This is a genomic window from Streptomyces lancefieldiae, assembly GCF_031845825.1.
Lineage (GTDB): Bacteria > Actinomycetota > Actinomycetes > Streptomycetales > Streptomycetaceae > Streptomyces > Streptomyces lancefieldiae.
This window is the reverse complement of the sequence record NZ_JAVRFH010000004.1, coordinates 84,450-106,732: the sequence shown is the minus strand read 5'-3', so window position 1 is coordinate 106,732 and position 22,283 is coordinate 84,450. Positions and strand designations below refer to the sequence as shown.

Genomic DNA, 22,283 nt, shown 5'->3' with positions numbered 1-22,283 from the left:
TTCTTACTTCTTCGACGGGGACTTGGGCCGCTGCGGGCCCTTGCGCTGTCCGGACTGGGCCTTGCTACGGCCACCGCCGCCGGACTTCTGAGCCGGCTTCTTGGCGGCGGCAGGTTTCGTGTCCTGCTCGCCGTCCTGCGGCTCGTCCGACTTGGTCAGCGAGGTCTTCGGCTCGGACTCGCCGGCCACCTTGGCGGCCTGGCGCTGGGACTTGCTCTGCCGCTTGGGCTGCTGGCGCTTGGGCGTGGCGGTCACGGTGGCGCCGTCCTCGGACTGGGCCGTGACAGCGGCGTCGCTCTTCTCCACGGTGCCGTCGGCCTGCGCGGCCAGCCCGGCCTTGTTCAGACCGTTGATGAACTTCCGCTCGAACTCGTTGCGGTCCCGTCCCTTGGCGACGATGGCCTTCACGATGGCCCTCTCACCACGACCACGCGTCTTGCCGTGCTGGGTGACGCTCTTGTGCAGCCGCTCCAGGTAGGCGGCCTGCGCCTTGGAACCCGGCGTCGGGTTGTTGCGGATGACGTACATCTGCTGGCCCATGGTCCACACGTTGGTGGTCAGCCAGTAGACGAGGACACCGACGGGGAAGTTGATACCGAAGACGGCGAACATGACCGGGAAGACGTACATCAGCATCTTCTGCTGCTGCATGAACGGCGTCTTGACCGTCGTGTCGACGTTCTTGGTCATCAGCTGGCGCTGGGTGAAGAACTGCGAGGCCGACATCAGCACGATCATGATCGCGGTGATGACCCGGACGTCCGTCAGCGAGGCGCCGAGGGATTCCACCTTGGAGGCGCTGTCGGTGAACTTCGCGGCCAGCGGGGCACCGAAGATGTGAGCCTTCTGCGCACTCGCCAGCAGATCGTTGTTGATCTTGCCGATGGTGTCCCCCGACGCGATGGCGTTGAGGACGTGGTACAGGGCGAAGAAGAACGGGGACTGCGCCAGGATGGGAAGGCACGAGGAGAGCGGGTTGGTACCCGTCTCCTTGTACAGCTTCATCATCTCTTCGGACTGGCGCTGTTTGTCGTTCTTGTAGCGCTCCTGGATCTTCTTCATCTCCGGCTGGAGCGTCTGCATCCCACGCGTCGCCTTGATCTGCTTCACGAAGAGCGGGATCAGGCAGATACGGATCAGGATCACCAGGGACACGATGGACAGGCCCCAGGCCCATCCGGTGTCAGGCCCGAAGATCGCCCCGTACACCGTGTGGAACTGGACGATGACCCAGGAGACGGGCCAGGTGATGAAGCTGAAGAGGCTGGCAATCGTGTCCACTAATCATGCTCCTTGGGCATGGGGCGGGGTCTCTGCGGCCGGGCTCGAGGGACGGGACGGACTCGTGGGAGAAGCCTGTCGCTCGGTGGCCGGTTCGGCGGCGGAGGGCCCGCCCTTGCGTGCACGCCAGGCGTCACGCAGCATTTCGTGCCACCGCGGACGCTTGCGCGGCGGAACATGGTCCACACCGCCCAGCGACCACGGATTGCACCGCAGGATGCGCCAGGCGGTGAGCGCCGTGCCCTTGAGGGCACCGTGCCGGTCGATGGCCGTGTACCCGTAGTGGGAACACGACGGGTAGTACTTGCACACCGGCCCCAGCAAAGGACTGATCGTCCACTGGTACAACTTGATCAGAGCCAGCAGCGGGTACTTCATCGCGCACCCCCTCCCAGCAGCCGCTCAAGAGCGGCGTCCAGGTCTCGGGCCAGCTGTGCATGGTCGGCGTCACCCGCACCGGCCAGCGCTCGTACGACTACCAGGCTACCGGGGGGAAACAGGTCGATCCGGTCGCGCATCAGATGGCGAAGCCTGCGCTTCACCTTGGTGCGCACCACCGCACCACCCACGGCTTTGCTCACGACGAAACCCGCACGTGTCGGGGGAGCGCTCTCCCCAGGCGCGTGCGGGTCCGTGGCACCGCTTCGAAGGTGGACGACGAGGGCCGGGCGGCCGGCCCGGCGGCCTCGTCGTACCGCGGTCGCGAAATCCTCGCGCCGCCTCAGCCGGTTCTCGGTGGGCAGCACGATGTCATGACCTGACCGTGATCAGGCGGACAGACGGGCGCGACCCTTGCTGCGGCGGGACGCGAGAATCGCGCGGCCGGCACGGGTGCGCATACGCAGCCGGAAGCCGTGGGTCTTCGCGCGACGACGGTTGTTCGGCTGGAAGGTGCGCTTGCTCACTCGGGGGCTCCAGAAAGAATCGGGGTTGGCGGGGTGCCGTCTTGGCTGTCACCGTGCGCCCACGAGTAGCTCGCGTTACGCCCGAGTGCACCGCTTTTTCGATCACCTTGGACGTGACCTGTGCCCATCGGAGGCAGGCGGCAGCAGCCATCGACAACTCGACCTGGTTACGGTACGTGGGACTGCGCCATTCGGTCAAACCAGCGGTGACCGGGAGACACTTGTCCACAGGCTGGGGACAACGACTTGAACCCTACCGGTCGCGCTGACTACCGTGGCTTGACTCGATTCGTTCCCTTATCCCTGCCCCACCCGAGTTTCACCCCGACCCGTCCCCGAATCACACATTCGAGGGACTCGTGAGAGAGCGTGCCCTGTGGCTGACGTACCTGCCGATCTTGCCGCAGTGTGGCCACGCGTACTGGAGCAACTGCTCGGAGAAGGCCGTGGGCAGGGCGTCGAGTCGAAGGACGAGCACTGGATCCGCCGCTGCCAGCCCCTCGCGCTGGTCGCCGACACGGCCCTGCTCGCCGTACCGAACGAATTCGCGAAGAACGTACTGGAGGGCCGCCTCGCCCCGGTCGTCAGCGAGACGCTGAGCCGCGAATGCGGCCGCCCGATCCGTATCGCGATCACCGTCGACGACACCGCCGGCGAACCCACCGCCCCGGCACCCCCCTCCCGGCCCCAGCCCCGCTACGAGGAGCCCGAGCTCCCCGCCCCCGGCCAGGGCCAGGGCCAGGGCGGCCGCGACGACTACGAGGGATACGGCCGCCACCGCGCCGACCAGTTCCCCACCGCACGCCCCGCCTACCCGCAGGAGTACCAGCGCCCCGAGCCGGGCTCCTGGCCCCGCCCGGCGCAGCAGGACGACTACGGCTGGCAGCAGCAGCGCCTCGGCTTCCCCGAACGGGACCCCTACGCGTCCCCGCCCCAGGACTCGTACGGCCCGCCCTCCCAGGACGCGTACCCGCAGGACTACCGGCCGCAGTCACCGGAGCGCCCGCCCTACGACTCCCAGCGCGCCGACTACGACCAGCCGCGCGGGGACTACGACCAGTCCCGCAACGACTACGACCAGCGCACCCCCCGCCGCGACCTGCCCGAGCCGCCCTCCGGCTCCGGACACGTCCACCGCGGCGGCCCCGTCGGCCCCGGCCCCGCCACCGGCGCACCCGGCCCCCTGGCCGCACAGCCCGCACCGGCCCCCGGACCGGGCGAGCCGACCGCACGCCTGAACCCCAAGTACCTCTTCGACACCTTCGTCATCGGCGCCTCCAACCGCTTCGCCCACGCGGCGGCCGTCGCCGTCGCCGAAGCACCCGCCAAGGCCTACAACCCGCTCTTCATCTACGGGGAGTCGGGACTCGGCAAGACGCACCTCCTGCACGCCATCGGGCACTACGCCCGCAGCCTCTACCCCGGCACGCGCGTGCGGTACGTGAGCTCGGAGGAGTTCACCAACGAGTTCATCAACTCCATCCGCGACGGCAAGGGCGACAGCTTCCGCAAGCGCTACCGCGAGATGGACATCCTGCTCGTCGACGACATCCAGTTCCTGGCGGACAAGGAGTCGACGCAGGAGGAGTTCTTCCACACCTTCAACACCCTCCACAACGCCAACAAGCAGATCGTCCTCTCCTCCGACCGGCCGCCCAAGCAGCTGGTCACGCTGGAGGACCGGCTGCGGAACCGTTTCGAGTGGGGCCTGATCACCGACGTCCAGCCCCCCGAGCTGGAGACCCGCATCGCCATCCTGCGCAAGAAGGCCGTACAGGAGCAGCTCAACGCCCCGCCGGAGGTGCTGGAGTTCATCGCCTCCCGCATCTCGCGCAACATCCGTGAGCTGGAGGGCGCGCTGATCCGGGTGACGGCGTTCGCGTCCCTCAACCGGCAGCCGGTCGACCTGGGCCTGACGGAGATCGTCCTGAAGGACCTGATCCCCGGCGGGGAGGACTCGACGCCGGAGATCACCTCGACGGCCATCATGGGCGCGACCGCCGACTACTTCGGCCTCACGGTCGAGGACCTGTGCGGCAGCTCACGCGGTCGGCAGCTCGTCACCGCCCGGCAGATCGCCATGTACCTGTGCCGCGAGCTGACCGACCTCTCCCTGCCGAAGATCGGCGCGCTGTTCGGTGGCCGCGACCACACCACGGTGATGCACGCCGACCGCAAGATCCGCAACCTGATGGCCGAGCGGCGCTCCATCTACAACCAGGTGACCGAGCTGACCAACCGCATCAAGAACGGCTGACGACGACCGCCGACAGCCACCGCACGAGGCGCCCCGGAGAGACCCGGGGCGCCTTTTCCGTGCCCTGGGGACCCTCCGCTCCGCGCGCCCAGAGGACGTCTCCCCGCGCCCGGAAGACGTCTTCCTGCGCCCCCGGGGGGGGGCGTCTTCCCCTCACCCCCGGGCATCCCACCGCGCCCCTGGGGCCGCCTCCTCGGCGCCGGGGGGACTTCCCTGCCCGGTCCTCGCCCCGCCCCCGCCCGGTCACCTGCTGTTCGAATACCTGCCGGGTTACGGCCACTCTCCACAGATTCGGCGACTTTTTTCCTTCCACACCTTGGGGACTGGGAAGTTGTCCCAATCCTGTCCACAGGCCAGAGTGTCGAGGAACCATCAAGGCAGGTCAGCCCCTTGTGGATTCGTGGACGAACGTTCTCCACAGCCTGTGGACAACCAGGTGCTCCGCAGACTGTGCACCGAGTTGTCCACGGGTAACCCACAGGCTGGAGCCGGTTGTCCCCAGTGATCCCCCGCTTCTCCACATGTCTGTCCACTGTTCGGCAACACGACGCGGCTGCTCACCGCCTCGAGTGAAAGGCGTCACATCGAGGTGCCTGGTTGGCCTGTGGGAAACATGGGTAAACCTGGGGACGGCTCTGGGGAGAAGTCGCCTCTCCCTGTGCACGGAGTGTGCAGAACTTTCTGTTCTCCACAGAAGGGCCGGGTTGTCCACCGGCTCCGCCCACAGGCCCCGTGGACAAAATTCCTGCGCTGACCTGGGCAAACGCGGTTATCCACGGTATCCACAGGCCCTACTACTACTCCCGACTAGAGAGAGTGCGGAATCCGTTTCGAAGCGGGTCCTGTGCACAACTCGCCCTCTCGAGCCCGACCGCCCCTCGTCGCGACTTGACCCCGAACGGCACCTACTGTCAGTGGGGTGCGTCAGACTGGTCCCCGGTGTTCTGCCCCTCACGGGGACCGACGACACCGACTCAGACGACGAAGGCCAGGCAGGGCGAGAAGCGCCGGCAACAGCAGGAGGCGGCAACAGTGAAGATCCGGGTGGAACGCGACGTACTCGCGGAGGCAGTGGCCTGGGCGGCTCGCAGCCTTCCGGCCCGTCCGCCGGCGCCGGTCCTCGCGGGCCTGCTGCTGAAGGCCGAGGAGGGGCAGCTGAGCCTGTCCAGCTTCGACTACGAGGTCTCCGCACGGGTGTCGGTCGAGGCGGAGGTCGAGGAGGAGGGCACGGTCCTCGTCTCCGGCCGTCTGCTCGCCGACATCTCCCGCGCCCTCCCCAACCGGCCGGTGGAGATTTCCACAGACGGTGTACGGGCGACGGTGGTCTGCGGCTCCTCGCGGTTCACCCTCCACACCCTGCCGGTGGAGGAGTACCCGGCCCTGCCGCAGATGCCGGAGGCGACGGGCACGGTCCCGGGCGAGGTCTTCGCCGCGGCCGTTCAGCAGGTCGCCATCGCCGCGGGCCGCGACGACACGCTGCCCGTCCTCACCGGTGTGCGCATCGAGATCGAGGGCGACTCGGTGACGCTGGCCTCCACCGACCGCTACCGCTTCGCGGTCCGCGAGTTCCTGTGGAAGCCGGAGAACCCGGAGGTCTCCGCGGTCGCCCTGGTGCCCGCGAAGACGCTCCAGGACACCGCCAAGGCGCTGACCAGCGGCGACCAGGTGATCCTGGCGCTGTCCGGCTCGGGTGCGGGCGAGGGCCTGATCGGCTTCGAGGGGGCGGGCCGCCGGACGACGACGCGTCTGCTGGAAGGTGACCTTCCGAAGTACAAGACGCTGTTCCCGACGGAGTTCAACAGCGTCGCCGTGATCGAGACCGCCCCCTTCGTGGAGGCCGTCAAGCGCGTGGCCCTGGTCGCCGAGCGCAACACCCCGGTGCGGCTCAGCTTCGAGCAGGGTGTGCTGATCCTGGAGGCCGGTTCCAGCGACGACGCACAGGCTGTGGAAAGGGTGGACGCGCAGTTGGAGGGCGACGACATCTCGATCGCCTTCAACCCGACGTTCCTGCTGGACGGCCTGAGCGCGATCGACTCGCCGGTGGCCCAGCTGTCTTTCACGACGTCCACGAAGCCGGCGCTGCTCAGCGGCAGGCCCGCGGTGGACGCCGAGGCCGACGAGGCCTACAAGTACCTGATCATGCCGGTGCGGCTGAGCGGCTGAGCTGTCGGCTCCGTCGTCGGTTGTCCACAGGGTGAGGGCAAACCCGCAGGTGAGGGCGTACGTCTGAGCGCGTATGCCCACAGCTGTGCACGGCCGTCCGGGTTTAGGCTCGGCGTGGGTACGAAAGTGCCGCGGCACGCATCCGGCGGGTACGGAGGTGCCGTCCCGCCCCCTCGCACACCTAAGGAACGCAACTGATGGAGCTCGGTCTCGTCGGCCTCGGCAAGATGGGCGGCAACATGCGCGAGCGGATCCGCCGCGCGGGCCACACCGTCGTCGGATACGACCGCAATCCGGACCTCGCCGATGTCCACAGCCTGGAAGAGCTTGTGGGCAAGCTCAGCGCCCCGCGCGTGGTCTGGGTCATGGTCCCGGCCGGTGAGGCCACCCAGGCCACCGTCGACCGGCTCGGCGAGCTGCTGGAGCCCGGTGACGTCGTCGTGGACGGCGGGAACTCCCGCTGGACGGACGACGAGAAGCACGCCGAGGAGCTGGCCGCCAAGGGCATAGGGTTCGTCGACTGCGGCGTCTCCGGTGGCGTGTGGGGCCTGGAGAACGGCTATGCGCTGATGTACGGCGGTGACGCGGAGAACGTCGCCAAGGTGCAGCCGGTCTTCGACGCCCTCAAGCCGGAGGGCGACTTCGGTGCCGTGCACGCCGGCAAGGTGGGCGCGGGTCACTTCGCGAAGATGGTCCACAACGGCATCGAGTACGCGATGATGCAGGCCTACGCCGAGGGCTGGGAGCTGCTGGAGAAGGTCGACTCCGTGGAGAACGTCCGCGAGGTCTTCCGGTCCTGGCAGGAGGGCACGGTCATCCGCTCCTGGCTGCTGGACCTGGCCGTCAACGCGCTCGACGAGGACGAGCACCTGGACGAGCTGCGCGGTTACGCACAGGACTCCGGTGAGGGACGCTGGACTGTGGAGGCCGCGATCGACAACGCGGTGCCGCTGCCGGCGATCACGGCGTCGCTGTTCGCGCGGTTCGCGTCCCGGCAGGACGACTCGCCGCAGATGAAGATGATCGCCGCGCTGCGCAACCAGTTCGGTGGCCACGCGGTCGAGAAGAAGTAAGCAACACCCTGAAGGTTGGGAGGTCGGCGCACGACCATGCACGTCACGCATCTGTCGCTGGCCGACTTCCGCTCGTACGCCCGGGTCGAGGTTCCGCTGGACCCGGGCGTCACCGCCTTCGTCGGTCCGAACGGGCAGGGGAAGACGAATCTCGTCGAGGCGGTCGGTTACCTCGCCACCCTCGGCAGCCACCGGGTCTCCTCCGACGCGCCCCTGGTTCGTATGGGCGCCGAGCGTGCGGTGATCCGGGCGCAGGTCAGGCAGGGGGAGCGGCAGCAGCTGGTTGAGCTGGAGCTGAACCCGGGGCGCGCCAACCGCGCCCGTATCAACAGGTCCTCGCAGGTCAGACCGCGTGACGTGCTCGGCATCGTGCGCACTGTCCTGTTCGCGCCCGAGGATCTGGCGCTGGTCAAGGGCGACCCTGGTGAGCGGCGTCGTTTCCTGGACGAGCTGATCACCGCGCGTTCGCCGCGCATGGCGGGGGTGCGGTCCGACTACGACCGGGTGCTCCGGCAGCGCAACACGCTGTTGAAGTCGGCGGCGCTCGCCCGTCGGCACGGGGGCCGCACGATGGACCTGTCCACGCTCGATGTCTGGGACCAGCATCTGGCGCGTGCGGGTGCCGAGCTGCTCGCTCAGCGGCTGGATCTGATCGGGGCGGTGCAGCCGCTGGCCGACAAGGCGTACGAGCAGCTGGCGCCGGGGGGTGGTCCGGTCGCTCTGGAGTACAAGTCGTCGGCGCCCGGTGAGGCGCACACGCGTGAGGATCTCTACGAGCAGCTGATGGCCGCGCTCGCCGAGGCGCGCAAGCAGGAGATCGAGCGGGGCGTCACCCTGGTGGGGCCCCACCGGGACGATCTGCTTCTCAAACTCGGTCAGCTGCCCGCCAAGGGGTACGCCTCGCACGGTGAGTCGTGGTCGTACGCGCTCGCGTTGCGGCTGGCGTCGTTCGATCTTCTCAGGGCGGAGGGCAACGAGCCCGTGCTCGTCCTTGACGACGTCTTCGCCGAGCTGGACGCGCGTCGGCGGGAGCGGTTGGCCGAGTTGGTGGCTCCCGGTGAGCAGGTGCTGGTGACGGCTGCGGTCGACGACGATGTTCCGCCTGTGCTGGCCGGGGCGCGGTACGCGGTGGCTGGGGGAACGGTGGAGCGCGCATGAGCGCGGACGGGCCGGTCCCCGAGAGGCCTTCCGGTGAGCTGGGTCGGGAGGGCCGCGGCGGCGAGGCGCCCGAGCCGTCGGGTGTCGATCTCGCGCGGGTGGCGCTCAGGGCGGCGCGGGAGGCGGCACGGGCGCGTGGGGACGCGGTGCAGCAGAGGAAGCAGGCGCGGCGTGGTGGTCTGCGCTCGGGTGCGCGTGCCGATGGCCGTGATCCCATGGCGCTCGGTTCGGCGATCAACCGGTTGATCACCGAGCGTGGCTGGGAGACGCCGGCCGCGGTGGGCGGGGTGATGGGGCGTTGGCCGCAGATCGTCGGTGAGGACGTGGCCAAGCACTGTGTGCCGGAGCGCTACGACGAGGACGAGCGGGTGCTGGTGGTGCGCTGTGACTCGACGGCCTGGGCGACGAATCTGCGGTTGCTCGCGCCGACGCTGGTGGCGCGGCTCAACGAGGATCTCGGGCACGGTTCGGTGCGGGTGATCAAGGTGCAGGGGCCTGGTGGTCCGGGTGGTCCGGGCCGTCGCTACGGGCCGTTGCGCGCTCCTGGCAGCCGGGGTCCGGGCGACACTTACGGGTGATCTGTCGCCCCGTCAGGGCTGGGTGATGTACCTCACATGTGTGGGCGTCGAGGGGCGGTGTGAACCGGTGGCGCCCTCTTCGTCGTACCACCGCACACGGTTGCGAATCGTGTTCTGACTCCCAAGTAGCCAAGGGTTGACGCCCCGAAGCGCTGAGTGCCGTCGTGAGCCTCTTGAGGCCCCCATCCGCATATCGGGAGTCGGACGAGCCTGGTTCAGGGCGGCACATGCGGACTCAGGTACCGGCAAACCCCCATCAGTGTCAGTGCTACCGGTAGAATGGAAGACAATCCCGCCCCGAACGTGGGGACCGTCCGGGACAAGCTGAGCAACGCTGATCAAGGCTTACCAACGCAACATGCCGCAGCCGCTCCGGCAACCCGCCGACGAGCCCGGCTCGTGCTGTGCCAGAAAGGGCGCTTCGTGGCCGATTCCGGCAACCCCAACGAGAACAACCCGTCCACCGACACCGGCGTGAACGACGCGGTGAGCACCTCGACCGGCGAGGCGCCCGCCTCGTACGACGCCAGTGCCATCACCGTCCTCGAGGGTCTGGACGCGGTCCGCAAGCGACCCGGTATGTACATCGGCTCGACCGGTGAACGCGGTCTGCACCACCTGGTGCAGGAGGTCGTGGACAACTCCGTCGACGAGGCGCTGGCCGGCCACGCGGACACGATCGACGTCACGATCCTCGCCGACGGCGGTGTCCAGGTCGTGGACAACGGCCGTGGCATCCCGGTGGGCATCGTCCCCTCCGAGGGCAAGCCCGCCGTCGAGGTCGTGCTGACCGTGCTGCACGCGGGCGGCAAGTTCGGCGGCGGAGGCTACGCGGTCTCCGGTGGTCTGCACGGTGTGGGTGTCTCCGTGGTCAACGCCCTTTCCACGCGGGTCGCCGTCGAGGTCAGGACCGACGGTTACCGCTGGACGCAGGAGTACAAGCTGGGCGTCCCCACTGCGCCGCTGGCCCGGCACGAGGCCACCGAGGAGACCGGTACGTCGGTCACCTTCTGGGCCGACGGTGACATCTTCGAGACCACCGACTACTCCTTCGAGACGCTCTCCCGGCGCTTCCAGGAGATGGCCTTCCTCAACAAGGGCCTGAAGATCAACCTCACCGACGAGCGTGAGTCGGCGAAGGCCACGGCCGGCGCGGACGAGGCGGGCGAGGACGAGAAGCACGAGGTCAAGACCGTCTCGTATCACTACGAGGGCGGCATCGTCGACTTCGTGAAGTACCTCAACTCCCGCAAGGGAGACCTGGTGCACCCCACGGTGATCGACCTCGAGGCCGAGGACAAGGACAAGAGCCTGTCCCTCGAGGTCGCGATGCAGTGGAACGGCGGCTACACCGAGGGCGTGTACTCCTTCGCCAACATCATCCACACGCACGAGGGCGGTACGCACGAAGAGGGCTTCCGCGCGGCGCTCACCTCGTTGATCAACAAGTACGCGCGCGACAAGAAGCTGCTGCGGGAGAAGGACGACAACCTCACGGGTGACGACATCCGCGAGGGTCTGACCGCGATCATCTCGGTGAAGCTGAGCGAGCCCCAGTTCGAGGGTCAGACCAAGACGAAGCTGGGCAACACCGAGGTGAAGACCTTCGTCCAGAAGGTCGTCTACGAGCACCTGACCGACTGGCTCGACCGCAACCCGAACGAGGCCGCGGACATCATCCGCAAGGGCATCCAGGCGGCCACCGCGCGCGTGGCGGCCCGCAAGGCCCGCGACCTGACCCGTCGTAAGGGTCTGCTGGAGTCGGCGTCGCTGCCGGGCAAGCTGTCCGACTGCCAGTCGAACGACCCCATCAAGTGCGAGATCTTCATCGTCGAGGGCGACTCCGCCGGCGGCTCGGCCAAGTCCGGCCGGAACCCGCAGTACCAGGCGATCCTCCCGATCCGCGGCAAGATCCTCAACGTCGAGAAGGCGCGCATCGACCGGATCCTGCAGAACCAGGAGATCCAGGCGATGATCTCCGCGTTCGGTACGGGTGTGCACGAGGACTTCGACATCGAGAAGCTCCGCTATCACAAGATCATCCTGATGGCGGACGCCGACGTCGACGGCCAGCACATCAACACCCTGCTGCTGACCTTCCTGTTCCGTTTCATGCGGCCGCTGGTCGAGGCCGGGCACGTGTACCTCTCCCGTCCGCCGCTCTACAAGATCAAGTGGGGCCGGGACGACTTCGAGTACGCGTACTCCGACCGTGAGCGCGACGCGCTGATCGAGATGGGCCGCAACGCGGGCAAGCGCATCCGCGAGGACTCCGTGCAGCGCTTCAAGGGTCTCGGTGAGATGAACGCCGAGGAGTTGCGCATCACGACCATGGACCAGGAGCACCGCGTGCTCGGCCAGGTCACGCTCGACGACGCCGCGCAGGCCGACGACCTGTTCTCGGTGCTGATGGGCGAGGACGTCGAGGCCCGGCGCGCGTTCATCCAGCGCAACGCCAAGGACGTCCGCTTCCTCGACATCTGAGTCGGTCTCAGCTGACCGCACCAGGAAGGACCTTCACCAGCAATGACCGACGAGAACACTCCTGTGACGACGCCCGAGGGTGAAGCCCTGGCGATGCGTGTCGAGCCCGTCGGGCTCGAGACGGAGATGCAGCGTTCGTACCTCGACTACGCGATGTCCGTCATCGTCTCGCGTGCGCTGCCCGACGTGCGTGACGGCCTCAAGCCCGTCCACCGCCGGGTGCTGTACGCCATGTACGACGGCGGCTACCGCCCCGAGCGCGGCTTCTACAAGTGCGCCCGCGTCGTCGGCGACGTCATGGGCAACTACCACCCGCACGGCGACTCCTCCATCTACGACGCCCTGGTGCGCCTCGCCCAGCCGTGGTCGATGCGGATGCCGCTCGTCGACTCCAACGGCAACTTCGGCTCGCCGGGCAACGACCCGGCGGCGGCCATGCGGTACACCGAGTGCAAGATGGCGCCGCTGTCGATGGAGATGGTCCGTGACATCGACGAGGAGACCGTCGACTTCACGGACAACTACGACGGCCGCTCCCAGGAGCCGACCGTCCTGCCCGCCCGCTTCCCGAACCTGCTGATCAACGGATCGGCCGGTATCGCGGTCGGCATGGCGACCAACATCCCGCCGCACAACCTGCGCGAGGTCGCGGCCGGCGCCCAGTGGTACCTGGACAACTACGAGGCCTCGCACGAGGAACTGCTCGACGCGCTCATCGAGCGCATCAAGGGCCCCGACTTCCCGACCGGCGCGCTGGTGGTGGGCCGCAGGGGCATCGAGGAGGCCTACCGCACCGGGCGCGGCTCGATCACCATGCGCGCGGTCGTCGAGGTCGAGGAGATCCAGAACCGCCAGTGCCTGGTGGTCACGGAGCTGCCGTACCAGACCAACCCCGACAACCTCGCGCAGAAGATCGCCGACCTGGTGAAGGACGGCAAGATCGGCGGCATCGCGGACGTCCGTGACGAGACGTCGTCCCGTACCGGCCAGCGGCTGGTCATCGTGCTCAAGCGGGACGCGGTCGCCAAGGTCGTGCTGAACAACCTCTACAAGCACACCGACCTGCAGACCAACTTCGGCGCCAACATGCTGGCCCTGGTCGACGGCGTGCCGCGCACCCTGTCCCTGGACGCGTTCATCCGGCACTGGGTGAACCACCAGATCGAGGTCATCGTCCGGCGCACGAAGTTCCGCCTGCGCAAGGCCGAGGAGCGCGCCCACATCCTGCGCGGCCTGCTCAAGGCCCTGGACGCCATCGACGAGGTCATCGCGCTGATCCGGCGCAGTGACACCGTGGAGATCGCGCGCGGGGGCCTGATGGACCTGCTGGTGATCGACGAGATCCAGGCCAACGCGATCCTGGAGATGCAGCTGCGCCGCCTGGCGGCCCTGGAACGCCAGAAGATCGTCCAGGAGCACGACGAACTCCAGGCGAAAATCAACGAGTACAACGAGATCCTCGCCTCGCCGGTCCGTCAGCGCGGGATCGTCAGCTCGGAGCTCGCGGCACTCGTCGAGAAGTACGGCGACGACCGCAAGACGAAGCTGATCCCGTACGAGGGCGACATGTCCATCGAGGACCTGATCGCCGAGGAGGACATCGTCGTCACGGTCACTCGGGGCGGCTACATCAAGCGCACCAAGACCGACGACTACCGGGCCCAGAAGCGCGGCGGCAAGGGGGTGCGCGGCACGAAGCTCAAGGAAGACGACATCGTCAACCACTTCTTCGTGTCCACGACGCACCACTGGCTGCTGTTCTTCACCAACAAGGGGCGGGTGTACCGGGCGAAGGCGTACGAGCTGCCGGACGCCGGCCGGGATGCGCGCGGTCAGCACGTGGCGAACCTGCTGGCCTTCCAGCCGGACGAGACGATCGCCCAGATCCGCGCGATCCGCGACTACGAGGCGATGCCCTACCTGGTCCTGGCGACCAAGGCCGGCCTGGTGAAGAAGACGCCGCTGAAGGACTACGACTCCCCGCGCTCGGGCGGCGTGATCGCCATCAACCTGCGGGAGCAGGAGGACGGTTCCGACGACGAGCTGATCGGAGCCGAACTCGTCTCGGCCGAGGACGATCTGCTGTTGATCAGCAAGAAGGCACAGTCGATCAGGTTCACCGCCTCGGACGACACCTTGCGGCCGATGGGCCGTGCCACCTCGGGCGTCAAGGGCATGAGTTTCCGCGAAGGGGACCAGCTGCTCTCGATGAATGTTGTTCGAGCCGGTACGTTCGTGTTCACTGCCACCGACGGCGGGTACGCGAAGCGGACCTCTGTCGACGAGTACCGCGTCCAGGGCCGCGGCGGCCTCGGCATCAAGGCTGCCAAGATTGTCGAGGACCGGGGATCGCTCGTGGGCGCGCTGGTGGTCGAGGAGCATGACGAGATCCTCGCCATCACGCTCTCGGGCGGTGTGATTCGTACGCGAGTCAGCGAGGTCAGGGAGACGGGCCGTGACACCATGGGCGTCCAACTGATCAATCTGGGCAAGCGCGATGCCGTTGTGGGCATCGCACGCAACGCCGAGGCGGGACGCGAGGCGGAGGAGGTCGACGGCGATGTGGTCGTCGACGAGACCGCCGACGATGCCGCGACCACCGGCACGGACGAGGGCGAGGCGCCCTCGGCCGAGTAGCACGAGGAGAGAGTCATCGTGAGCGGAGCCACGGGCGCCGGATCGGCCGGTACCTCCACGGGTACGGAAACGGACGGCGGCGGCCGTGGCTCCGCCGCGCGTGCGAAGGACTCGCACACGACTCAACTCCGCAGGATCGACGACGACACGGCCGATTCGCACGCGGCGACTTCGTCCAAGACGCATGGATCCCAGGGGGGAACTGTGACGGACACCCGAGGCCAGCAGACTCAGCAGTCGGCCTCGCCGCTGCCGGGAGAACGGCAGCCCCAGCAGCCCGGCGGGCCGTACCACCCGCCGCAGGCCTACCAGACCAAGGGCGGCAACGCCTCCGCCGCCGTGCGCCGCCCGCGCACCGGCGCGCGCACCACGCCCCGCGTGCGCAAGGCACGCCTGCGCGTGTCGAAGGCCGACCCGTGGTCGGTGATGAAGGTCAGCTTCCTGCTCTCCATCGCGCTCGGCATCTGCACGATCGTCGCGTCCGCCGTGCTGTGGATGGTCATGGACGCCATGGGCGTCTTCTCGACGGTCGGCGGCACGATCTCCGAGGCGACCGGTTCGAACGAGTCCAACGGCTTCGACCTGCAGTCGTTCCTGTCGCTGCCCAACGTGCTGATGTTCACGACGATCATCGCGGTCATCGACGTCGTCCTCGCGACGGCCCTGGCCACGCTCGGCGCGTTCATCTACAACCTCTCCGCCGGCTTCGTCGGCGGCGTCGAGCTGACGCTCGCCGAGGACGAGTGAGCGCTCCGGCCGCTCTGTGCCCACCGATTTTGGGACTGCCCCTCTCGTGCGCTAATCTTCAGGAGTCAGCGCGCGGGACACACACCGCACAGCGCGGCGGGGCTATAGCTCAGTTGGTTAGAGCGCATCCCTGATAAGGATGAGGCCACAGGTTCAAATCCTGTTAGCCCCACCAGCGAGAAGACCCCCAGTCGGATTCGACTGGGGGTCTTTGCCGTCTGCGACGGGCCTTGGACGTCTGCGACGGCCGCGTCCGCGGGCGGCACCGGACGAGAACGCCCGACCGCTGGCGACGGGGGATGCGCCAGCGGTCGGGCTGTGGCCAAGGCTAACAAGGTCGCGCGCCTCGCGGGAGCCGACCGGCCGACCGCACCCCCGGGCTGTGACCGGTATCACCCGGCCGGGAGGGGCGCGGTCACTGATCGCACGGCGGCTCGTAGGAGAGGCGCGACAGGTATTCGTGCCACTTCTCCCGGGTCAGGACGCCCCGGGTGGTCGAGCAGATACGGTCGATGGCGTCGGCCACGTCCAGGTTCCACAGCCGGACCGTGTCCGTGCCGCTCGACACCCCGAGCATGTGACTGATGGGGCTGAAGGACAGGAAGTTGCCCGTCTTGGCGTTGGGGCTCATCGACTGACCGATGGGAGCGGCCTCGGCGGGGGTGGTGACGTCCCAGAGCCGCACCGTGTTGTCGTTGGCGCCGCTCGCCAGGGTGGCGCCGTCGTGGCTGAACGTCAGCGACACCACCGAATCGGTGTGGCCGGCGAGGGTGGGCACCTGCTCGGCCGGTCCGTGCCCGCCGGTGACGTCCCAGAGCCGTACCGTCCCGTCGTCGCTGCCGCTGGCCAGCGTGTGGCCGTCCGGGCTGTAGGCCAGCGCGTTGACGGGCCCGAGGTGGCCCTCGCGGGGCCCGCCGAGCGGGGTGGCGTGGTGGGGGTCGGTGATGTCCCAGAGCCGGACGGTGTCGTCCGCGCCGCCGCTGGCCAGTGTGCGGCCGTCGGGGCTGAAGGCCAGGGTGTTGACGTATCCCCTGTGCCCGGTGAGCGGTTCGCCGAGCGGACGCAGGCGGGAGGGGTCGTCGGTGTTCCACAGTTGGATGGTGCGGTCGTCGAGGGCCGTGGCCAGCGTGTGCCCGTCCGGGCTGTACGCCAGTGCGCCGGGGCCCGCGTAGCGCGTCCGCAGCGCCACGGGCGGGCCGTGGGCGGCGGGCCGGGTCGGGTCGGTGACGTCCCACAGCTGTACCGCGCGGCTTCCCGTCAGGACCGCGAGCGTGTCGCCGTCCGGGGAGAACACCACTGACCGCACGTCGCCCTGTCCCGGCCGGAACGGTGCGCCCAGCGACGCGGGCCGGGCGGGGTCCGTCACGTTCCACAGCCGGACCCTGCCGTCGCGGGCCGCCGTGGCCAGGACGTGCCCGTCCGGGCTGAACACCCCGATGCGGCCGATCATGTCCGACGTCGGTATCGACCACAGACGTACCTTGCTGTCGCCGCTGCCGGTGGCGAGGGTGCGGCCGTCCGGGCTGAAGCCGAGGGCGTACATCTCCCCGCTGCTCCCGGCGAGGGGGACGCCGACCTGCGACGGGTAGGCCGGGTCGCTGACGTTCCAGAGGCTCGCCGTGCTGTCCGCGCTGCTCGCGGCGATCATGTCTCCGTCGGGGCTGAAGGTCACGGACCAGACGGGGCCGGTGTGGCCGGTGAGCGGTGAGCCGATCCGCGTCGCGTGGCGGGGGTCGCCGACGTCCCAGAGCCGGACGGTGTCGTCCGCGCCGCCGCTGGCGAGGGTGCGGCCGTCGGGACTGAAGGCCACGGAGTGCACCAGGCCGGTGTGGCCGGTCAGCGGCGTGCCGACCGGCTCGGGACGGTGCGGGTCGGCCACGTTCCACAGTCTGATCGTGTCGTCGTCGCCGCCGGCCGCCAGGGTCCGTCCGTCGGGGGCGAACGCCACCGAGCGCACCGCGGCGCCGGCACCCGTGAGCGTGCTGAGCGCCTCGGGCCGCTGCGGGTCGGCCACGTTCCACAGCCGGACGGCGTGGTCGTCGTGGGCGGAGGCCAGGGTGCGTCCGTCCGGTGCGAACGCGAGCAGGTAGATCGTGCCGCCGCGGCCGGGCAGCGGGGCACCGAGCGGGCGCGGGCGGCCGGGGTCGCTCACGTCCCACAGCCGGATCGTGCCGTCGTCCGAGGCGCTGGCCAGGGTGCGGCCGTCCGGGCTGAACACCGCGGTGCTCACCCAGCTCGTGTGACCGGTGAGTGGCTTGCCGAGCGGTTCTGGATGGGCCGGGTCCGACACGTCCCACAGCCGGACGGTGCGGTCGTAGCTGGCCGTCGCCAGGGTCCGCCCGTCCGGGCTGAAGGAGGTGAGGTAGACGGCGCCCGTGTGTCCGAGGAGCGGGGTGGCCAGCGGAGCGTTCACGATGGAGATCAGCCGGTTCCTCACGTCCTCGTCGTCCGGCCGCAGGCGGTGTGCCACCAGGTCGAGCTGGGCCGACAGCGAGGGGTCCGTGGGCTGGACGCGGTCCGCCTCGGCGACCACCTGCTCGAACACCGCGTCGTTGCGCTGCTGCCACGCGATCACCGCCGAACCGACCGCCACGATCGCCAGGACCAGCAGCGCGGACACCGCGGCGCGACTGATCAGGACGGTGCGCTTGCGCAGCCTGACCGCGGCGGCCAGGAACTCCACCGCGCTGCGGGTCAGGAAGGTGTCGTCGGCCGACTTCGCCCAGCTGTGGGCCTGCTGCAGACGGGAACCCCGGTAGAGGAGCGAGGAGTCGCGGTCCGACTCCTCCCAGGCCCTGCCGTCCTCCTCCAGCCGCTGGCGCAGCAGGTGGTCGCCCCGGTCCTCGTCGATCCAGTCGCGCAGGCGTGGCCAGGCGTGCAGCAGCGCTTCGTGGGTGATCTCCACGGTGTCCGCGTCGAGTGTCACCAGCCGGGCGCGGACCAGCGCTTCGAGTGACTCCTCCGTCTTGTCGGGGTCCCTCGACTCCTCGGCCAGCCGGCGCCGCGTGCCCCGCCTGCGGGTGGCCCGGGTGTCCTCGCCCAGCCGGACCAGTCTGAGCAGGAGCAGCCGCGCGGCCGTGCGTGCCGCCGGGTCGAGGTCCGACCAGGCGCGCTCGGCGGTCGCCGCCACCGCTCCCTGGATGCCGCCGGCCGCGCGGTAGCCGGCCAGCGTCAGCCGGCCGGCCTTGCGCCGCTGCCAGGTGGCGAGCAGGGCGTGGGAGAGAAGCGGCAGCACACCCGCGTCGTGCGCCCCCCGCGGGCCGTCGGAGCCCACCTCCCGGACGATCAGCTCCGCCAGCCCCGGCTCGAGCTCCATGCCCACGGCCTTCGCCGGGCCGGTCACCGCCTCACGCAGCTCCGCGGTGGTCAGCGGCCCGAGCACCATGTGCCGGTGCTGCAGCGCGTCGGCCAGTTCGGGATACCGCAGGCACTGCTCGTAGAAGTCGGCGCGTACGCCGAGCGTCACGAGCACGGGTGCCGGCTCCTCGGGGCCGCCGGGCGTGCAGGCCGCCTGGAGGAGCTGGATGAACGCGTGTCGGTCCGCCTCGTCGGAACAGAGGGTGAAGAGTTCCTCGAACTGGTCCACGATGACGACCGGACGGGCGGGCGACGACACCGTGCCGCGGGCCCACTTCCCGACGGCCTCCCTGGCCGCCCGCGTGACGCCCGGGGCACCGGCCGCCTCCTGCGCCGCCGGGCGCCTCGCGGCACGGACGGCGGGGGTGAGTTCGGGAATCCGGCGGATCAGCTCCGCGAGCGGATCGCTGCCCGGTACGAGCTGGACTATCTCCCTCGGCGCGCCGGGCCCCTCGTCCAGCGCGCCCTTGCGCAGTACGGGCACCAGGCCGGCGTTCAGCAGGGACGACTTCCCCGCTCCCGAGGCGCCCACGAGCATGACCAGCCCGCCCGTGTCCTGCGCCGCGCGGAGCTGGGCGACGAGGGCGCCGGTGCTCCGTTCCCGCCCGAAGAACCAGTCGGCGTCCTGCCGGCGGTAGGCGGCCAGCCCGCGGTAGGGGCAGATGCCGCCGGGTGTGGCCGGGGCCCCGGTCGCAGGACCCTGTTCGTCCGCGGTGGGTGGCGCGGGGCGCTCGCCGGTCGGGTCGGCGACGGCCCGCTCCCACAGGCGCTGCCACTGCGCCATGTCGTACAGGCCCGGGGAGACGGGTACCGGTCGCGCGCGCCGGGCCTGGGGGATCAGGACGTGCAGCACCGCCGCGAGGGCGGGGAACTGGGCGGGTACGTTCTTGGCCCGGCGCCAGTCGCTGATCCGCTGGGCGGAGACCCGTACGGGCCGCTCCCGTTCGTCGACCCGCTGCAGCCGGACGACGGCCTCGGACACCCGTTTGAGGGGAGGGTTGCCGGCCTCCTTGTACAGCAGCGCGAGACGTTCGGCGAAGGCCGTGCGTGCCCCTGAGTCGAAACTCAAGGTCTCCACTCCTTTGCTTCCCCCGCACCTGGACGTCCGGACCGGAAAACTCACTCTATATGCCTGACCTGCGGCTACGCCCTTGTCCGGACGCCGGAACCTCCTCCTCGGCGGTCCTGGATGGCAGGATCACGACACAGAGGCGAGTCGGCCGCCCGGCACCTGGACAGGTCAGCGGCTCGGCGACCTGCCACCCGCCCACGAGCCCGCAGGTTCTCGGTCAGCTTTCGATGGTGTCACGAGCGGTGGCGGCGGCCGCGTCGCGTCGGCCACGGACCCCGCCATTCCGCGACCCTGTCCGGCACTGCGGACCATGCCGGCGTGCGTGCGTGGGCGGCGGTGACCGGGGCGGTCAGTCGTTCGCGGTGGGCCGACGGGCGGGCGGGACCAGCAGATCGCGCGCGGGGTGCTTCTCGCCGGTGACGCTGCCCCGGATGCCGAGGTCGGCCCGGGCGGCCTCGTGGAACGTGTTGATGGCCCGGAACGCGGCCCGGTGCCGCTCGCGCCACTCCTCCAGGCTGCCGGTGATGCGGCCGGTCGCCTGCCAGTCGATCTCGGCGAGCAGCACGTTCAGTTCGTGCCCGGCCTCGACGGCGTCGTCACCGCCGAGCAGCATGACCCGCTCGAAGGCCGAACCCCAGCGACGGCCGGCCTCCGCCAGGTCTTCGCGGAGGTCCTCCTCGGGCCTGTGGTCCTCACGCAGGCCCTCTCTGGCCTCGTACAGCCGGACGGAGGACGCGATCCTCATCTTCGCGGCGTCCACGTACTCCCCGTACGCGTCGACCTTCTTGTCGTCCCACCGCGTCAGCAACTGGTTGCGGTTCCTGCTCCGCTCCATCAGGTGGTTCGTGGCGTGCGTGGTCAGTGCGCCGAGCAGCACGGCCGCGATGGTCACGAGTTGCTCGCCGGTGCCCAAAACCGTCCCCCAGTCCCCACTTCCGAAGATGCGGGACGATCTTACGAGCACCAGGTCAACGGGCAAGCGCGCAGGGCGGATTCAGCGCGTCGATCCGCGGGCAGGGACGTCGTGGTGGTTCCCACACCTCCACCGACCGCTCACCGGCTCGCGGGCCGGTGCTCATCCACGCGGGAGTGCGCACATGAGGATCTCCGTCGACCCCGAGCAGTGCTACGGATCCGGCGACTGCGTCCACCGGGCCCCGTCCGTCTTCACCGTGGTGGACGGGTTCGGTGCCGTGATACCCGGCCGGGAGAACGATGTCGACGCCCCGCGGGTGCGCGAGGCGGTCGAGGGGTGCCCCTCCGCAGCGATCACCGTCAGGGACGAGGACTGAGGCCCCCGTTGCGCGGGAGCCGGTGGAAGGCTGGAAGGGATCGGATGAGCACGCCCGTGCGGGAAACACTGGTCACACTCGGCAGCCGGTACGTCCGAGGAGGCCCCGGCACGTTCGGGAAGGCGGTGCTCGCCGAGCGCTGGCTCAACCCCCACCTGCGTGAGCACCCGCGTCGCAGAGTCGTCCGGGCCCGCTTCGGCGGACTGTTCGCCGTGGACACGCGGGACCTCATCCAGCGGTACCTGTACCTGTTCGGGGCGTGGGAGCCGCACCTGTCCGGGTGGCTGCGGCGCAGGCTGCGCCCGGGGGACGGCTTCGTGGACGTCGGGGCCAACATCGGAGTTCTCAGCGTCCTCGCCTCGCAGCTCGTCGGTGACGCGGGCCGGGTCGTGGCGATCGAGGCCTCGCCCGACGTCCATCGCCGCCTGGTGGGCAACGGACGGCTCAACGCCCGCCGCAACATCCGCGCGCTCAACGCCGCCGTGTCCGACGGCCACAAGACCCTGACCTTCGTGCTCGCCAGCTCCCACAACACGGGCGCGAACAGCATCGTCCCGTACGACGGCCCGGCGGAAGCCACTTTCGACATCGAGGCCCGGCCGCTGCCGGAGCTGCTCGAGCCGGCGGAGATCGCCAACGCCCGGGTGATCAAGATCGATGTCGAGGGGGCGGAAGGGAGTGTCGTCCGGGGGATGGCGCCGATGCTGGGCAGCCTGCGGCCGGACGCGGAGATCAGTGTCGAGGTGGCGCCCGAGCGCATGGCGCGGCTCGGGGACCGCGTCGACGATCTGCTGACGGTGATGCGCGACGCCGGGTTCCACGTCTACCGGCTGCCCAACGACTACGCGCCCGGCAGCTATCCGCGGGCGCTGCGCGGTGAGCCCGGCGTGCCGGTCCGGTGGCGGGAGGCCGTGGTCGAGGAGTGCGACCTGATCTTCTCCCGGGTGGATGCGGAGACGCTCCCCTGACGTGGCGCGGGCCTACGGCGAGGAGGGCCGCGGGTCCCGGCCGGACCCGGCACCGCGGCGCCGGGCAGCTCGCGGTACGGGCCCGGACGCGGGCAGGACGCCACGTCCGGGGATGCCGAGGACGGGCTGAGGAGCTGCCCCTGGACCGTGCGGTTCACGCCCGGGGCGATGCACTGGCCGGGGCGACTGGCGTGGGCGACGCGCGGACGACTGCCCGGGTGTCCCGGGCCCGCGCGACCGCCGGCGCCTGTTCAGAGCCTCTGCACGGCCGCCGTCGTCTGCCCAGGGCCTGCGCGTGGCTGCCCGTGTGT

At 69.6% G+C, this 22,283-nt stretch carries 16 protein-coding genes and 1 tRNA gene; 11 read left to right on the top strand and 6 right to left on the bottom strand.

From position 1 onward, the window contains the following. Window positions 1-3: 3 nt before the first annotated feature. The 4 genes from yidC to rpmH are packed head-to-tail and all read right to left on the bottom strand — an operon-like array spanning window position 4 to window position 2,186. Entirely contained in the window at window positions 4-1,281 is a 1,278-nt protein-coding gene (gene yidC, locus RM812_RS05530; protein WP_311571256.1) for a membrane protein insertase YidC, read from the bottom strand. A 3-nt stretch (window positions 1,282-1,284) separates the two neighbouring features. Continuing rightward, a complete protein-coding gene (gene yidD, locus RM812_RS05525; RefSeq protein WP_311571255.1) occupies window positions 1,285-1,659 on the bottom strand; it encodes a membrane protein insertion efficiency factor YidD in 375 nt (124 codons plus the stop codon). Further along, window positions 1,656-2,027, bottom strand: coding sequence for a ribonuclease P protein component (gene rnpA, locus RM812_RS05520; RefSeq protein ID WP_217142150.1), 372 nt, complete (start codon window positions 2,025-2,027; stop codon window positions 1,656-1,658). The genes yidD and rnpA overlap by 4 nt, the downstream gene beginning before the upstream one ends. Window positions 2,028-2,048: 21 nt before the next feature. After that, window positions 2,049-2,186 carry a 50S ribosomal protein L34 gene (gene rpmH, locus RM812_RS05515; RefSeq protein ID WP_003956500.1) on the bottom strand — a complete coding sequence of 46 codons (138 nt, stop codon included), beginning with the start codon at window positions 2,184-2,186 and terminating at the stop codon, window positions 2,049-2,051. A 376-nt stretch (window positions 2,187-2,562) separates the two neighbouring features. Between rpmH and dnaA the strand changes: the two genes are divergently transcribed. The 9 genes from dnaA (at window position 2,563) to RM812_RS05470 (ending at window position 15,458) form a co-directional block, all read left to right on the top strand. Then, window positions 2,563-4,443 carry a chromosomal replication initiator protein DnaA gene (gene dnaA, locus RM812_RS05510; RefSeq protein WP_311571254.1) on the top strand — a complete coding sequence of 627 codons (1,881 nt, stop codon included), beginning with the start codon at window positions 2,563-2,565 and terminating at the stop codon, window positions 4,441-4,443. Window positions 4,444-5,475: 1,032 nt separating this feature from the next. Beyond that, on the top strand, window positions 5,476-6,606 hold the full coding sequence (gene dnaN / locus RM812_RS05505; RefSeq protein ID WP_311571253.1) for a DNA polymerase III subunit beta: 1,131 nt from the start codon (window positions 5,476-5,478) through the stop codon (window positions 6,604-6,606). Window positions 6,607-6,803: 197 nt separating this feature from the next. Next, the gene (gnd, locus tag RM812_RS05500; RefSeq protein WP_311571252.1) at window positions 6,804-7,679 is read left to right on the top strand and encodes a phosphogluconate dehydrogenase (NAD(+)-dependent, decarboxylating); all 876 of its coding nucleotides are present in this window, start codon (window positions 6,804-6,806) and stop codon (window positions 7,677-7,679) included. A gap of 36 nt (window positions 7,680-7,715) precedes the next feature. Continuing rightward, on the top strand, window positions 7,716-8,837 hold the full coding sequence (gene recF, locus RM812_RS05495) for a DNA replication/repair protein RecF (protein WP_311571251.1): 1,122 nt from the start codon (window positions 7,716-7,718) through the stop codon (window positions 8,835-8,837). Further along, window positions 8,834-9,415, top strand: a complete 582-nt coding sequence (locus RM812_RS05490; protein ID WP_311571250.1) for a DUF721 domain-containing protein — start codon at window positions 8,834-8,836, stop codon at window positions 9,413-9,415. The genes recF and RM812_RS05490 overlap by 4 nt, the downstream gene beginning before the upstream one ends. 423 nt (window positions 9,416-9,838) lie before the next feature. Continuing rightward, complete coding sequence (gene gyrB, locus RM812_RS05485) at window positions 9,839-11,899, top strand: DNA topoisomerase (ATP-hydrolyzing) subunit B (protein WP_311571249.1); 2,061 nt, start codon at window positions 9,839-9,841, stop codon at window positions 11,897-11,899. Window positions 11,900-11,941: 42 nt separating this feature from the next. Continuing rightward, a complete protein-coding gene (gene gyrA / locus RM812_RS05480; RefSeq protein WP_311571248.1) occupies window positions 11,942-14,536 on the top strand; it encodes a DNA gyrase subunit A in 2,595 nt (864 codons plus the stop codon). An 18-nt stretch (window positions 14,537-14,554) separates the two neighbouring features. Beyond that, window positions 14,555-15,283 carry a DUF3566 domain-containing protein gene (locus RM812_RS05475; RefSeq protein WP_311571247.1) on the top strand — a complete coding sequence of 243 codons (729 nt, stop codon included), beginning with the start codon at window positions 14,555-14,557 and terminating at the stop codon, window positions 15,281-15,283. A 98-nt stretch (window positions 15,284-15,381) separates the two neighbouring features. Then, window positions 15,382-15,458: transfer RNA gene (locus RM812_RS05470), tRNA-Ile, on the top strand. Between the two features lie 240 nt (window positions 15,459-15,698). Here RM812_RS05470 and RM812_RS05465 read toward each other — a convergent pair. Together RM812_RS05465 and RM812_RS05460 are read right to left on the bottom strand one after the other, a co-directional pair. Then, complete coding sequence (locus RM812_RS05465) at window positions 15,699-19,718, bottom strand: nSTAND1 domain-containing NTPase (RefSeq protein ID WP_311571246.1); 4,020 nt, start codon at window positions 19,716-19,718, stop codon at window positions 15,699-15,701. A gap of 343 nt (window positions 19,719-20,061) precedes the next feature. Beyond that, on the bottom strand, window positions 20,062-20,604 hold the full coding sequence (locus RM812_RS05460) for a hypothetical protein (RefSeq protein WP_311571245.1): 543 nt from the start codon (window positions 20,602-20,604) through the stop codon (window positions 20,062-20,064). A gap of 205 nt (window positions 20,605-20,809) precedes the next feature. Between RM812_RS05460 and RM812_RS05455 the strand changes: the two genes are divergently transcribed. After that, on the top strand, window positions 20,810-21,004 hold the full coding sequence (locus tag RM812_RS05455) for a ferredoxin (protein ID WP_311571244.1): 195 nt from the start codon (window positions 20,810-20,812) through the stop codon (window positions 21,002-21,004). 44 nt (window positions 21,005-21,048) lie between these two features. Then, on the top strand, window positions 21,049-21,972 hold the full coding sequence (locus RM812_RS05450; RefSeq protein WP_311571243.1) for an FkbM family methyltransferase: 924 nt from the start codon (window positions 21,049-21,051) through the stop codon (window positions 21,970-21,972). Window positions 21,973-22,283 lie beyond the last annotated feature (311 nt).